General features: G+C 64.8%; 12 protein-coding genes and 1 pseudogene. 3 read left to right on the top strand and 10 right to left on the bottom strand.

Annotated features, from left to right (window positions below; all coding sequences use genetic code 11):
• Position 1: 1 nt before the first annotated feature.
• Together ACESNG_RS13740 and ACESNG_RS13735 are read right to left on the bottom strand one after the other, a co-directional pair.
• Complete coding sequence (locus ACESNG_RS13740; protein WP_373064872.1) at positions 2 to 2,986, bottom strand: gamma-glutamyltransferase; 2,985 nt, start codon at positions 2,984 to 2,986, stop codon at positions 2 to 4.
• Complete coding sequence (locus ACESNG_RS13735) at positions 2,983 to 4,914, bottom strand: peptidylprolyl isomerase (RefSeq protein WP_373069419.1); 1,932 nt, start codon at positions 4,912 to 4,914, stop codon at positions 2,983 to 2,985. The genes ACESNG_RS13740 and ACESNG_RS13735 overlap by 4 nt, the downstream gene beginning before the upstream one ends.
• Positions 4,915 to 5,133: 219 nt before the next feature.
• Between ACESNG_RS13735 and ACESNG_RS13730 the strand changes: the two genes are divergently transcribed.
• On the top strand, positions 5,134 to 6,894 hold the full coding sequence (locus tag ACESNG_RS13730; protein WP_373069417.1) for a M28 family peptidase: 1,761 nt from the start codon (positions 5,134 to 5,136) through the stop codon (positions 6,892 to 6,894).
• Positions 6,895 to 6,903: 9 nt separating this feature from the next.
• On the opposite strand, the gene ACESNG_RS13725 is transcribed toward ACESNG_RS13730, so the two are convergent.
• From ACESNG_RS13725 to ACESNG_RS13695, 7 genes and pseudogenes are all read right to left on the bottom strand, one after another.
• Positions 6,904 to 7,365 (bottom strand): hypothetical protein, encoded by a 462-nt coding sequence (locus tag ACESNG_RS13725; protein ID WP_373069415.1) that lies wholly within the window; start codon positions 7,363 to 7,365, stop codon positions 6,904 to 6,906.
• A 24-nt stretch (positions 7,366 to 7,389) separates the two neighbouring features.
• Positions 7,390 to 7,590 (bottom strand): hypothetical protein, encoded by a 201-nt coding sequence (locus tag ACESNG_RS13720; protein ID WP_373064865.1) that lies wholly within the window; start codon positions 7,588 to 7,590, stop codon positions 7,390 to 7,392.
• Between the two features lie 30 nt (positions 7,591 to 7,620).
• Entirely contained in the window at positions 7,621 to 7,833 is a 213-nt protein-coding gene (locus ACESNG_RS13715; protein WP_373064863.1) for a hypothetical protein, read from the bottom strand.
• Positions 7,833 to 8,138, bottom strand: a complete 306-nt coding sequence (locus tag ACESNG_RS13710; RefSeq protein WP_373064861.1) for a hypothetical protein — start codon at positions 8,136 to 8,138, stop codon at positions 7,833 to 7,835. Before ACESNG_RS13710 ends, ACESNG_RS13715 begins: the two co-directional genes overlap by 1 nt.
• Positions 8,139 to 8,245: 107 nt before the next feature.
• Complete coding sequence (locus ACESNG_RS13705) at positions 8,246 to 8,545, bottom strand: HigA family addiction module antitoxin (protein ID WP_373064859.1); 300 nt, start codon at positions 8,543 to 8,545, stop codon at positions 8,246 to 8,248.
• 13 nt (positions 8,546 to 8,558) lie between these two features.
• A pseudogene (locus tag ACESNG_RS13700) lies at positions 8,559 to 8,836 on the bottom strand (type II toxin-antitoxin system RelE/ParE family toxin).
• 67 nt (positions 8,837 to 8,903) lie between these two features.
• Positions 8,904 to 9,665: a nucleotide-binding protein gene (locus tag ACESNG_RS13695; protein ID WP_373064857.1), complete on the bottom strand. Its 762-nt coding sequence runs from the start codon at positions 9,663 to 9,665 to the stop codon at positions 8,904 to 8,906.
• 193 nt (positions 9,666 to 9,858) lie between these two features.
• On the opposite strand from ACESNG_RS13695, the gene ACESNG_RS13690 reads away from it, so the two are divergent.
• Both ACESNG_RS13690 and ACESNG_RS13685 read left to right on the top strand, forming a co-directional pair.
• On the top strand, positions 9,859 to 11,460 hold the full coding sequence (locus ACESNG_RS13690; protein WP_373064855.1) for a SulP family inorganic anion transporter: 1,602 nt from the start codon (positions 9,859 to 9,861) through the stop codon (positions 11,458 to 11,460).
• The gene (locus tag ACESNG_RS13685; RefSeq protein WP_373069413.1) at positions 11,447 to 12,097 is read left to right on the top strand and encodes a carbonic anhydrase; all 651 of its coding nucleotides are present in this window, start codon (positions 11,447 to 11,449) and stop codon (positions 12,095 to 12,097) included. The genes ACESNG_RS13690 and ACESNG_RS13685 overlap by 14 nt, the downstream gene beginning before the upstream one ends.
• A 21-nt stretch (positions 12,098 to 12,118) precedes the next feature.
• Here ACESNG_RS13685 and ACESNG_RS13680 read toward each other — a convergent pair.
• On the bottom strand, positions 12,119 to 14,504 hold a 2,386-nt coding region (locus tag ACESNG_RS13680), incomplete at its 5' end, for a prolyl oligopeptidase family serine peptidase (RefSeq protein WP_373069411.1).

Here is a 14,504-nt window from a genome sequence, read left to right as displayed (position 1 = left end):
CCTACTTGATGGCGCCCGCTGCGCCGGCCCGTCTCGGGTCGGCGCCGGCGGTCACCACCTTGCCGTCGATACGCACGGCCGATCCGTAGCCTTCGCGAAGTTCGCCCGGAAGCGACACGAAGTTGATGTCGTAGCCGAAGGCCCGGAGTCGCGTGATGACCGTGGGTGAGAACCCGTCTTCCAATTGCAACGTGTACGGTACCGGTGTTCCCGGCGCGGCACCGATTGCCCCGCCGAAGCCGCCGCCCGGCAGGTAGCGAGGCAGCTCGAGCGCCGCCTGTGGGCCGAGGTTGTAGTCGAGCACACCGAGCAATGTCTGATACACCGCCGACGTGATCCACGCATTGCCGGCGGCGCCGACCGCGAAGAAGGGCTTGCCGTTCTTGTAAGCGATCGTGGGGGCGAGTGTGCTGCCGTGACGCGCAAACGGCAGTCGCGAACCGTACTGAGTGGGGTCGGTGCCGTAGCTGGTGAGCTTGTCGTTGCTGAGAAAGCCGAGTCCGGGTGTGACGTAGAAGTTGCCACCCCAGGTGCCAAGGGTCTGCGTGACGGCGACCACATTGCCGTCGTTGTCGGCCACCGTGAATGCAGTCGTACCCGCTGCATGGCAAACGGTCATTTCAGCGGCATGTTCGTCGCCGCAGGGGGGCTCTGCCGCGTCAGTCGAGTTGGTGGGCTTGGCCGGCGCTGCAGCAGGCGCCGCTGCCTTGGGAAGGCACGGCAACGTATCACCGCGCACGGAGGCCGGTGTTAAAGCCTTGTTGGCATCGAAGCAGCGCCAGCGCAGGCGCGCGGTGTCCTTGTTCACGATCGGTGCGACATCGATCGGCCACATGGCGGGATCGGCGATGCGATTGCGCGACGAGGGCACGAGGAACCACGCCGACAGCGCCGCGTGCAGCGAGGCCGGGTCGTCGGTGTAGCGTTTTCCCGAGCGCGACGGGGCAGGGGACTGCTCCAGCAGATTGAGGCGCGCGACGAGTTCGGCGCCACCACTCACCGGTGGCGCGCTCGAGTAAATCGTGTAACCGCGATAGGTCCCACGAATCGGCTCGCGCTCGGGCGCGAAGTAACGTGCGAGGTCCGACAGCTTCATCGCATTGCCCTTGCTGCGCAGATCGGCCACCCACTTGGTGGCCACGTCGCCCTTGTAGAAACCATCGGCTCCCTTGGCGGCAATCTGTTCCAGCACCCACGCCAGGTCGGGGTTCTTGATCGTATCGCCGGCCGCCATCGGTTGCCCGTTCCGGAAGAACAACGCGCGACTGCCTTCGTACTTCGCGAAATGTTCGCGTTCGGTGGCCAACGTGGTGGCGAGTCCCTGACTCACCTCGTAGCCGTTGCGCGCCGCGCGAATCGCCGGCGCCAGGAGGTCGGCCCACGGGAGCTTCTTGCTGCCGTACTTCTGCCACGCCGTGTACATCCCCGCCACCGTGCCCGGCACGTTCACCAATACCGGACCATCGACAGGATACCGTCCGTTCACCAGCAGCGACGTGTTGGTCAAGCCCCCCTCTTCGGGTACGCGGCTCATGAACTCGATCAGCGTGGGTGTGGCGCGACCCTCGAGCGCGATCACCATCTCACCATAGCCAGCGATACCGCTGGCATCAGGCTCCACCACGCCAAGCGCGAAGCTGACCGCGACGGCGGCATCGATTACGTTGCCGCCACGACGCATGACCTCCAGACCCGCTTCGGTGGACACCGGATGCGCACTGGACACAGCTGCGCGCCCCTTCGCATCGGCGCGCAAAGCCGGGCGCGCCTGCTGTGCCTCGTACAGCACCTGCTGCAACACACTGTCGTTCGCGGCGGCCAGCGCGCGCGGTCGGTGCGACGCGCGCACCGCATCCCACTGCGCGCGACGTGCGGCGGCGTCGGCACCGCTGAAATACGTGCGCGCCACTCGCTCCCAGAGTCGATCGAAGGCGGCTGCGTTGCGCACAGCACGTCCGTCTGGAACTGACGACACGGCGGCCATTCGACCGGCGTCTGGCGCGGACGGCGCCAGCACGCGGATCATTGCATCACCCTGCACCGCGGCAGACCCGGCAGCACCGCTAAACCGCTCGGTCGCGCTACGATCGAGACCACGATCGGGATCCCCGTTGTACCCCACCACCACTTCCGAATACTCGGCGATCGTGATGAACAGACCATCAGCCGACCAGTCCACGTCGCCGTGCGCCTTCGACACCAGCGCGCTGTACGAGCCATCGGTGGCGACCGCATACACGCCACTTCGCATCGACACTGCCAGTCGTCCATCCGGCGACCAATCCACCGATTCCACCGTCGCATCGCTGCTGGCCGTGCTGCTCGACGTGCTGCCTGCGGTGCTGCCTGCGGTGCTGCCTGCGGTGCTGCCTGCGGTGGCCTGCGCGCCGACGTTTACCGGGCGCACCAGCACACGTCGGCCGGCCTCGTTGATCGAAATCCACGCGATGCGCGCGCCGTCAGGAGAGAGTCGCGGCGCGCGCTCCGTCTGTTCCGTGTTGGTGAGTCGCTGCTCGGTGCCATCCGCCTTGCGCAGCCAGATGCGCGAAGCCCCACCGCTACCCCGCGCAAATGCCACGTTTCCATCGGGGCCGACACTCGGCGCCGTTTCGTGCGAGGCGCTGCTGGTCAGTCGTACCATCGCACCGGGCTGCACACCCCCGTTGGCCGACGTATTCACCTGCATGCGCCACAGATCGTAGTTGCCCAGTGAGTCGGAGGCGAACACGATGGCGCTGCCGTCGGCGGTCCACGTGGGATCGCGATGCCACGCCGAGCCGTTCGTGATGCGTTCCACCGCACCACCGACGATGCGCTGCAGATACAGCTGGCCATCGTGCGCGAACACCAGCGCACCGGTAGCCGACATGGCCGGCTGACGGGCACCGCGCAGAGCGGCCGTGTCAGTCTGCGTGGCGTTTACGGTTGGTGCTGCCGACAGTGTAGCCGCCAGCAGCAGCGGGGAGAGCACAGACGTGAGGATCACGGTCGTCGTGGGGCGGAGGTGGTGGCGCGGCGCACGACGATCGATTCGATCACGTCGCCTTCCTGTACGCGGTCGATGAGATCGAGACCACGCGTCACGTCGGCGAACACGGTGTAGTCGTGGTCGAGGCGGAAGTTGTTCACGAGGTTCACGTAGATCTGCCCGTCGCCGGTATCGCGCCCCCGTGTGCTGATGCCGAAGCTACCGCGTGCATTGCGCGCCAGCCCGACTTCGTCGCGCATGAACGTGTCGGTGATCGGATCGTATTCGTCGGCGCCTGGGCTGCCGCCTTGAATCACGAAGTTGGACACGATGCGATGGAAGGTGAGGCCGTTGAACTTCCCAGCGCTGGCCAGCGTCACGAAGGTATGTACCGCCATCGGTGCGTCGTCGAAGCGCAACGCCAGTTCTACGTTGCCAATGCCCCGAATACGCATGGTGGCCGTCGCGCCGTCGAGTCCCCGAAGCTGCTCGGCGCTCGGAAACGCGGCCGGCTCATAGCGGGTCGTGATGGGCAACACGGTCGCACCGGTGATCTTCGACAGGTATTGCGCGGCGCTACTGGCAATGGCGGGATCGGGATCTTTCAACCGTTCGCGCAGCCAGACCGTGCTCGGGCCATCAGCCGCTTCGCCGATGCGCTCCAGCAGCGCAGCGCGCGGGTCGCGAAGGCGTACGCGATCCATGGCGGTGAAACGATCGAAGGCGCCGCGCATTTGAGGCAGTGCGCTGGCGAGGTTTGCATCGCCCTTGAGCTGCGCGGCGGCCGCGAGTACAAGCCCTGCGTGATCGCTCAGCAACGCCCGAAGCGCCTGTTCGCGCGTCGTCATGGCGGCGATGACCACGTTGGGTTCCTTGTCGAGTGCCAGCGCATTCAGCGTCGCGCTGTCCTTCAACAGCTTGGCGGCGTTGGCGGCATACACGCGCGCTTGCCACGTTGTCGAAATCGCGAGTCGTTGCACCACAGCCGATGCCCGGCCCGGTGCCACTTTCGCCAACGACAGCGCAGCATGCGCCTGATGACGCCACGATGCGTCGGCGCCACTCTCGCCGTCGAGCGCGGCCAGTGACGCGGCGTCCGTGCACTTCTGGTCGCCCAGCAAGTCGATGGCCAGCAGCGCCACGTGCTCACTCGTGTCGCGCACGTGCGCGGCGGCACGGGCGCAGGTGCCCGCTACCCTGAGCGCCTGCCAGCGCACCATCGGCGCGTTGTCGTTCACCCAAATCCGACCAAGCGCCACTCCCACGCGGCGTACCTCGGCGCTCGTATCGCGCAACGCCACGGCCACCGTTGTGGAATCGCGATCGTTCGCGGCGGTGAGCGCGAGCAGCAGAAGCTGTCGCGTATCCGACGCGCTGTCGCTACGCACGGCGTCGCGGATGGCTTGCAGGGTGGAAGCGCTCGGTGCATTGACGCGCGCAGCACGCCGCAATAACGATTCAATCCCGCGCGCAGCACCGGCGCGCACCAACGGGTCCGTCTCGCGCAATCCGTCTGTGAGATGTTGCGCCGCGGCGGTGTTCGCGGCCACTACTGCGGTGGCATTCGCTCCCGGCGCCGTCGGAATGCGTCCGAGCGTTTCATAAATCACGGCACGCACCGATGCGTCCTTTTCGCCGGTCAGGAGCGCGGCCAGGTCGTAACGCGAACGCATTTGACCCAGCGCATTGACCGCTTCACGACGTACCGACGCGGTGCGTGCAGTGAGCAGCGGAATCACCTTGGGCTCGAGGGCGCTCTGTTCAAAACGCCCCACGGCTCTGACGGCAAGGCGCTGGCGCACCGAGGCCCCGCTAACCAGTGCCGCGTCGATCGCGCGCATGTCGGTTCCGCGTGCGTGCTCAGCGCGCAGCAACTCGTACGTGGTGGGCGGAACGGGTGCCTGAGCACCGGCCGCCTGCAGGAGAAGTGGGACGAACAGCCACATACGGATTCCGGGAAGGGGTCGACGCCCAATATGGTCGGTAGTCAGCCCCCCCGCCTGCCCTGCGGCCATCGGCTGAACGCTGCGCTGAACGCTGCGCTGAACGCTGCGTGGCCAAATCACGTATCCTTCGGAACTCCCACCCTCTCTCAACTCTCCCCTGGAGCAACCATGCGATCCTTCGGGCTCGCCCGCTTGTCCCTCGCTGCCTCCGTATGTGGCTTGGCTACCCTTCCCGCGCCGCTTGCCGCGCAAGGGACCGCCAAGACCAACCAGTACGGCAATCCCGCCACCGTGAAGCCGGCGCCGACCAAGGCGGCCATCGACGTGCGCGACTTGCAGATCCGGCTCTATCAGTTCGCCGACGACTCCATGCTCGGCCGCCAGGTTGGTCGGGTCGGCAACAAGAAGGGCACCGATATGATCGCCGCCGAGGTAAAGCGCCTCGGACTGCTGCCCGCTGGCGACAACGGCACGTACTTCCAGACGCTGCCGTATCGCTTGCGCAAGTTCACCGACAATTCGCGGATGACCGTCGACGGGAATCCTCTCGAGTGGAACACCGATTTTGTGGCGATGCCGGGTCAGCGCGCGCCGCGCTCCATCGTTGGCGCCGAGGTGGTGTTCGGCGGCACGCAGGGTGACTCCACGACGCAGATCTCGGCGGCCGACGCGGCCGGCAAGTTCGTCGTGTTGCGGCCGAATCCGAACGGTGCCCGTGGCGGTCCGGGGCAAGCGTTCGCGGTGCGTGGCGGTGGTGCTCCCGCGCGTTCACGGTTCGACGACGCCGTGGCCATCGCCACGATCGACCTCGACGCCCTCACGCCGACGCAGCGTGTGGCGCTGAACGAGCCGCTCGTGGCCACATCGAGTGCGCCTGGGCGCGCTGCGCCGACGGGTGCCGCTCGTGGACCGGTTGACTCGATCGCGTTGCTCAAGGCGCAACTCGCCGCGCTGCAGCCACAGTCCACGATTCGCCTCACGCGTGATGCCGCGGCGCGTCTGTTCAAGCGCCGCAACATCGACGGACTCTCGGCCGGCGTCAAGGGCGGCACTGTCACGGCGTCGCTGGACTTCGTGGAGCTGCCCACCGAATGGGCGCGCAATGTGGTGGCGGTGGTGCCGGGCAGCGATCCCGTGCTCAAACACCAGTACGTTGCGATCGGCGCGCACAACGATCACGTGGGCATCACGGCACCCGTAGACAAAGACTCGATTCGCGCCTTCAACATCGAAAAGAACAAGCTGCTGCTGGCGAACAACATGCAGGGACTCGGTCCCGAGATCCTGACGACGATTCGCGTGAACATGGACAGCATCCGCAAGGTGCATCCGAAGGCGCGTCTCGACTCCATCAACAACGGCGCCGACGACGACGGCTCGGGCTCGATGGGTGTGCTGGAGATCGCCGAAGCGATGATGGCCATGCCCGTAAAGCCGAAGCGTTCGACGATCTTCATCTGGCACACGGGCGAGGAAGCCGGACTGATCGGATCGGCGTTCTTCGTTCGAAACCCCACGGTGCCCATCGACTCCGTGGTGGCGCAGCTCAACGTGGACATGATCGGTCGTGGCCGCGCCGAGGACTTGCCAAGCGGCGGACCGGATTATGTGGGCGTGGTGGGTTCGTTCTTCGACTCGAAGGACCTGGGCGAAACCGTGAAGGCGGTGAACACGAAGCAAGCGAAGCCGCTTACGTTGGACTACAAGTTCGACGAGCCGATCGCGTGGAGCGGTTACAACAATATTTACGGCCGAAGCGATCACTTCAACTATGCGCAGCAGGGTGTGCCCATCGCGTTCTTCTTTACCGGACTGCACGGCGACTACCACCAGCGCAGCGACGAGCCGGAGTTCATCGACTATCCGCACTACGCGAAGATCGCGAACTACATCAAGGATCTCGTGGTGGACGTCGGCAACGGTCCGCGTCCAAGACTGAATGGCACGAAGCCCGCGAAGCCTCGGGTGATCGTGCCGTAGGCGAGCGCGCTACTCGATGCGATACGGCCGGAACGTGAAGCCGTATCGCTGACGCGCGGAATCCTGAATGGTGGTGACGGTGGCCAGTCGTCCATCCCGCAGGAACAGCAATGCCGCGTACTCGCCGGCCGTGTCTCGTTCGCGGGTCACGTTCGTTGTATCACGTTGGATGTTGCCGGCGTCAACGCGACGAAACGAGGCGAAGTCGTACGAATGCGCCGGTACGGCGCCGAGCGTATCGGCAAGGCGCTCGTCGAAACGCACGTGTGCGACATTCGCCCGTACTCTCGTGCGAAGTCCGGAGAACCACGACATGCCGAGCTCGCCGTTTCCGCGCGCGATGAGATACGGGAAGTAGAGCGTGTCGCCGCCGCGCGCGACCGGCACCGTGGTCCACGACGCGCCGCGGTCGCTGGAGCGTGCGAGGCGGAGCGATGTGCCCTCGCTCCAGAGGGAGTACAGGGCATTCACCGAGTCCCAGGCAATGGGTTCGACCTATCGCAACAGCGGCGAGCGCTTGTCGTATGCGGACCACAGGCGGGTGCCGGGAAGACCACGCATCGTCCACGACGCACCGCCGTCGGCGCTGATCGCCACGCTGTCGATTCCAGCGTCAAATTGCTTTGCCGACGCGGAGAGGGGTGTGATCCGCACCGCGATGGTGCCGGTCGGACTGATTGCCAGATGACTGGACATGCCCTTTGGCGCGACTCGCGAGCGCTCGCTTCACGTGCGCCCACGGTCGGTGCTGACCGCGTGGCTCACTCCCTGTCCGTCGTTCCAGATCGCATGCGCGGTACCATTCGGTGCGACTTCGATCCACGGTCGGTCGTCGAATCGGTCGCGCGAGAGGGCGGTCCAGCGCCACGAGGCGCCGCGGTCGCGGCTCGATCCAACCGTGATCCCGCGCCCCAGCTCCTTGGCTCGATCATACGTCATCACGATCCGATAGATCGTACCGTCGGCTGCAATCGCCAAGTCCACGTCGGAGTTGCCACCGCACCGTCCGCGGCCGTCCCAACGTTCACACGTACCCACTGCGCACCGCCATCGGTGCTCCGCCACAGCACCTCATAGTCCTCACCGTATCCGCTCACGTAGAGCGAGCCATCGGGCGCCTGTGCGAGCATCGGCTCGCGCGCCATCAAGTTGGACGGATCGCGTGTTTCAGCAACCGTGCTCCGCTCGACCGGCGAGGTGCATGCAACAACAGCGAAGAGCAGCGTTCCGACAAGCGCCGTCACGGATTGCCGCGGCGGGCGATGCGCTTCACGTATGTGTTGCATTGATCGCGCTCAAAAGATGGAAGACGAGTATCGGCCGTCGATAGCGTTCGAGCGAACGAGCAACTTCACGCTGCGGAGCCGGCCCATGGCTTGATGCGACGGAGTTCTGCCGCGAGCGTCTTCACAGCGACCTCGGTATCGTACGCGACCTGCGCGCGCAGCCAGTACCCGTTCGACAAGCCGAAAAACCGACACAGGCGCAGGTCGGTGTCGGCCGTGACTGCCCGCCTCCCAGCGACGATCTCACCGATGCGCTGCGCCGGCACACCGATCTCTTTTGCGAGCCGATACTGGGAGAGTAGCATCGGAACCAGGAATTCCTCGAGCAACAACTCGCCCGGTGTCACTGGCTTGAGTGCGGTCATGAGGCGCTTCCGGTTAGTGGTAGTCCACGATCCCGACGTAAGCCGGACCAGCGGCTGTCCAGCGAAAGCACAGGCGATACTGGTCGTTGATCCGAATGCTGTATTGTATGGCGCGATCGCCCTTGAGCATCTCCAGCCGGTTGCCAAGGGGGACCCGCAAGTCGTCGAGCCGACCGGCGATCTCGAGCTGCCGCAGCTTTCGACGCGCCACCCATTCGATACCCGTAAACCGCCGCGTCCTCTGACCGGTCGCGAGTGACTCGGTATCGCATCCCGGAACGAAACGATCATCTAGAATAGTAACGCGCGGCGTGATTAAATCACGCGCGAGCCAGCAGCGCTCTCGCACCTCCTTGCCCTACCGTCCCGTGACCTTCGCCTCCTCCACGATCACCGCAAACGTGTAGCCCGCGCCGACGTCCCGGTTCGTGCGTACCGTACCGGTGATCGTCACGGTGTCGCCCAGGGCGGCGGCGTCGAGCGATGTCACGGCGATGTCGTGCGTCCCGCGCGCCGCATCGCCACTGCCGTCCTGCAGGTGGATCCAGTTCTTGCCCATTACGCCGGCGTTGTACTTGACGACCACACCGCGGATCGTCACGGTCGCGCCGGCGAGATGACTCTTCTCGGTCCACAGTTCGCCGATCGTACGCGCATCGGCGCCGCGAGCCCGCGCGATCGGGCCGATCTTCGCGTCAGGGACCGGCGGCGTCCCACCCGATGCGGTCGACGCGTTGGGGGATCCCACGTCCGCCGGCCCATCGCTCGCCATACCACGCGAGGGCTCGAGCGCCCCGAAGTAGATCCGCTCGAACGTCCGATTGAGAGTCTTCGAGGCGAACTGGTCCATCGGAAGCACGTTGTACACCGTGACTGACGACCCAACGGTGAGCGGCTCCTGGTTGACCGCCGCCCACACGTCGCCGCTCGCGGTCTCCAAGCGCACGTACACATACGGCTCGACCGGGAGCTGCTCACGCAAGGTCCCGGTAATCGTGCCGCCCGGCGTGATAACCGAAGCTGTCGTGGCGTTCGCACGCGGCGGCGGCTCGGCCTGCCGGCTCTTGCTGCATCCAACGGTGCACAACACGAAGAGACCCAATAGGGTGGGGTAACGCATGATGGACTTGACTGATGGGGGTGAACGTACGACGCACCTGCCGCCGACTCGCTGACCAAACGCGACGGTCATCGAAAGGGGTCCCTGCCGCTCAGTGGAATTTGACACCAACCCGCGCTGCTCATGGTAGATTAACCAGAATCTGGAACAGCCTCCTCGCTGGCTCTCAGCGCCCCCGCCACCGCTGAATCGTATGACGAATCCCTCCCCACCGCGGCCGCCCAACGGACCGTGGGCTACCATCTCTGCCGACGCGCCGGCTGGCTTGGTCGTTTTTCTTGTGGCCCTGCCGCTGTGCCTCGGCATCGCGCTTGCTTCCGGCGCGCCGCTGTTTTCCGGTGTCATCGCGGGCATCATTGGCGGCTTGATCGTATCGGTGCTGTCCGGGTCGTCGATCAGCGTGAGCGGACCCGCGGCCGGCCTCGCGGTGATCGTAGCGACGGCGATTCAGACACTGGGATCGTTCCCCGCGTTCCTGCTCGCGGTCATGGTGGCGGGTGTGTGCCAGATCGCATTCGGATTGCTGCATGCGGGGCGCATCGCCAACTACGTGCCCAACGCCGTGATCAAGGGGATGCTGGCGGCAATCGGCGTGGTCATCATCCTCAAACAAATCCCGCACGCCCTCGGGCGAGATGTGCAGTTCGAGGGTGACTTCGATTTCTTCCGCGCCGCCGACGGATCGTCCACGACGCTTTCCGACATCGCGTCGGCCGTGGCGTCGGCGAATGGCGAGGCGGTCACCATCGCCGTGGTCTCGATGGCGATTCTGCTGGCGTGGGAAACGCCCTGGGTGAAATCACGGAAGGCGCTGTCGGCAATCCCTGGCGCGCTCATCGTGGTCATCGTGGGCATCGCTCTCAACGAGTCGTTCCGATTGCTGTTCGACGGCTTCTACCTGCGGGCCGAGGATGGCCACCTGGTCACGCTGCCCGCCGGCGGTCCGAAAGACTTCTTTGCGCAGCTCACGCTGCCCGACTGGTCGCGCTGGACCGATCGCCGCACGTACACTACCGGACTCACGATCGCGGTGGTGGCCAGCATCGAGTCGCTGCTCTCACTCGAAGCGTCGGACAAGATCGACCCGCAGAGACGTATCTCCGACCCGGACCGGGAGCTGCTGGCGCAAGGCGTGGGAAACGTGGCCGCCGGGCTGCTGGGCGGCATTCCGGTCACCGCCGTGATCGTGCGCAGCTCAGCCAACGTGTATGCGGGGGCGAAATCGCGCTGGTCGGCGTTCATCCATGGCGTGCTGCTGCTGGGCTGTGTCGTCGCGATTCCGCAGCTGCTCAATCTCATTCCGCTGGCGAGCTTGGCGGCGGTACTGCTCATGATCGGTTATAAACTCACGAAGCCCAAACTGTACAAGGAAATGTGGGCGACGGGGCTGGACCAGTTCCTGCCGTTCATCATCACCGTGTCGGCGATCGTCTTCACCGACCTGCTCACCGGTGTCCTGATCGGTATCGTGTTCGGGGTGATTTTCGTGATCCGCACCAACCAGCACTCGGCCTTCACGTTGGTGAGTCAGGACATGATGTTCCTACTCCGCCTCAACAAGGATGCCTCGTTCGTGAACAAGACGGAGCTCAAGGCGAAGTTGTCCTCGTTGCCCGCAAACTCCAGCCTGATCGTGGACGGCACACGCGCCACGTTCATCGATCGTGATATCTACGATGTGCTAGCCGACTTCGAGGAAGGGGCGCCCCACCGGGAAATCCAGGTCGAGTTCAAGAATTTTCATCAGAAGATGCAGAACTTCCGCAAACGGGGTCGTGCGCATGGAATCGTATAAGAAGCTGCTCCTGGCCAACAAAGCGTGGGTGCAGGACAAGCTGAACGTCCGCGAGGACTACTTCCTGCACATGGCCGACGACCAGAAACCGGACTTCCTCTGGATTGGCTGCTCCGACAGCCGTGTGCCGGCCGAAGAAGTGACCGGTACCGAGCCGGGCGAGCTGTTCGTGCACCGAAACATTGCGAACCAGGTACTGCACACCGACTTCAACATGTTGAGCGTCTTGCAGTATGCGATCGAGGTGCTGAAGGTCAACCACGTGATCGTCTGCGGCCACTACGGCTGCGGCGGCGTGCGCAATGCCATGTCGCACAAACACCTTGGGCTCATCAACAAGTGGCTTCGCAACATCAAGGACGTGTACCGCATGCACCAGCATGAGCTCGACGGCCTACCCGACACGGCGAGGAAGCTGAGTCGGCTGGTGGAGCTGAATGTACAGGAGCAGGTGTGGAAGCTGGCCGAGACCAGCTTCGTGCAGCACGCCTGGCAGGCGGGCCATCCGCTGCACATTCATGGCTGGGTGTACGACTTGCAGACGGGGCTGATCAAGGATCAGCTGATGCTGAAGCCGGGCACACCGATCGAGGATATTTACAAGCTCGAGTTCGACGACTTGCCGGGCGAGCATTGAAACCGCCTCGCTACCTCAACGTCACCTCGCGTCCTTCACCATCGCCTTGCCCGCAAACGGGACACCATCGGTCATCCACTTCGGGGCGGCTGCACCCTTGAGGTAGTGATCGAAGAACTGGAAGTACCGCGTCGTGAGATCCTTGCGGTTCGCGAAGCCACGCAGACCGTGCCCCTCGTTCGGGTACGCCAGCATGTACGCGTCCTTCTTGAGGTAGCGCAGCGCGCTGTAGAAGTTCATGCCCTCGGTAAACGACACGGTGGGGTCGGCGGTGCCATGCATGATCAGCACCGGCGACGACACACTGGGCGCGTGCGTGAGCGCTGACTCGAAGCGGTACACGTCTGGTTTGTCCCACGGCGAGAAGCCCCAGCGGCCCTGACCGGTGATGTAGTAGCCATGTGCGTTGGCGCCACTGCCACCCTGCACTTGGTACGTCCACCCCCAGCTCTGGCTGAAGTCGGTGTACAGATCGGTTACGCCGGCACCCATGCCCACGGCGGCGAACATCCTGGAGCGCGTGGCGATGAATGCCGCGCCCTCGCCACCGTAGCTGTGTCCGTGCACGCCGATACGCTTCGCGTCGGCGTAGCCCATCGCAATAACCTTCTTCGTGGCTGCCTCCACCGCGTCCAGCATGTCGCTGTGCGATGAACCGGTGTGGAAGGCCACGTCGGGCAGCATGGTGATGTATCCGCGGCTCAGCGCTTCCACCGGCATCGCGCCCATACCCGTGATGTACGACGGCATCGGATACCGATGCATGGTCTGCGAGTTCTTTTCGTAGAACGTGACCAGCATCGGACGCTTCTGTCCCGCCACGTAGTCATCGGGGAGCGCGAGGATACCCTGCAGCTTGTCGCCTCGGCGCGTGGTGTAGTCGAACAGCACGCGGCGCCCCCACATGTACTCGGCGTGTTGCGGGTTGGCGTTGGAGATCTTTTTCGCGTCGGCCATGTCCGCGCCCGCCACCTGCAGGTCCGGATACTCGGCGAACGTCTGTCGCGTGAAGAGATATGTGTCGGCGTTGGTGGCGCGCGTGGGGGTCGAGTATGCCGCGTCGGTGTACACGAGCGCTTGCAGCGCACCATTGGAAAGCTTTGCAAAGCCGGCCTTCTTCGTGAACTCACCGTACATCGACAGCGTGAGCGGTTGCGAGAGATCGATCTCGCGTGCTACGCGCGCACCACGCTTCAGGCTGGAGTCGAGCGGCTGCGTGCGGATATACCGATACACCACTCGGTCACGCGCGCCCACGCCATTCGTGAGATTACGCGCGGCCGAACCATCGAGTGGCAGCAGCCACAAATCGAAGCGATTCTGCGCCACGACGGCACTGCTGTCGACAGTGTAGCCGGCAATGCCGTACGCCGGACGCACCACCACATGGTCCTCCTCCATGTCCACGAAACTCGGCGCCACACCGCCACCGAGTGTTCTGGTGGTGGTCGCTGCCATGTCGAAGGCGTTCCACTGCGCGTTGTTCCAGTACAGGTAGAAGCGACCATCCGGCGTGAGTCCACCGCCGTTACTGATCACGCTCTTGAACATCGGCGTGCGCGCACCCGTGCGAGTGTCCACGCGATAGTAGTCGAAGGCGGGCTGCTTGTAGTCCGACACATACGCGCGGCCGTCGCGTCCCACGGCCCACGGGCCGTTCACGGCGAGTTCGAGGTCGCGCATGCTGGAGTCGGCAAGCGGGATGAACCGCTGCGCCGCCACATCGAACGCTTGCCGGTAGGTACGGTTGCGATCGGCGTCGACGGTGTTCATCTGCAGCGACTGGACACGATCGTCTTGTGTGCGCCACACATCCACGTCCGCAATCGAGTCGGTGCTGCGACGGCGTGCCGTGTCTGGCGCCGCCGATTGTCCGATCGTGCCGAAAAACACGCGGACGCCGTCATCACTGAAGGCGAGCGGGGTGCGGTCGCTCACCATGAATCCCTTCGGAAAACCGGCGGCGCTCGACGCGTCGAATAGCACCGACGTGCGCACAGCGACGTCGGGCACCACCAGCAGGCGGTTGTCACGCTCGCGCATGCGCTCCACGTCGCGGCCCTTGAGCACGGCGATGCCGGTGCCGCGATCATTCCACGTGAGGCGCGTATAGCGCAACGAATCGTTGTCGATCACATCGGTGCGACCACTCGGCAGGTCGAGTAAGAACAGGCCGTTGCCATCGCGCACGTTGGCGTCGACGGTGTACGCGAGCAGGGTGCCGGTTTTGTTGAAGGCGATGTCACCGACGCTGCCGAGGAATTGTGTGCGGCCGGTTTCGAGCGAGTGCACCAGCACGTCGACGCCGCGGGGTGCGTTGCCACCTGCTGCGCCGGAGCCACCGGCGCCACCGGGACCGCCCGCTCCAGGGGCTCCGCCCGCTGCGGCAGCACCGGCACTAGCACCG

The organism is Gemmatimonas sp., assembly GCF_041689975.1.
GTDB lineage: Bacteria > Gemmatimonadota > Gemmatimonadetes > Gemmatimonadales > Gemmatimonadaceae > Gemmatimonas.
Note: the sequence above shows the minus strand (reverse complement) of the source record. Positions and strands in the feature narration are given on the sequence as shown.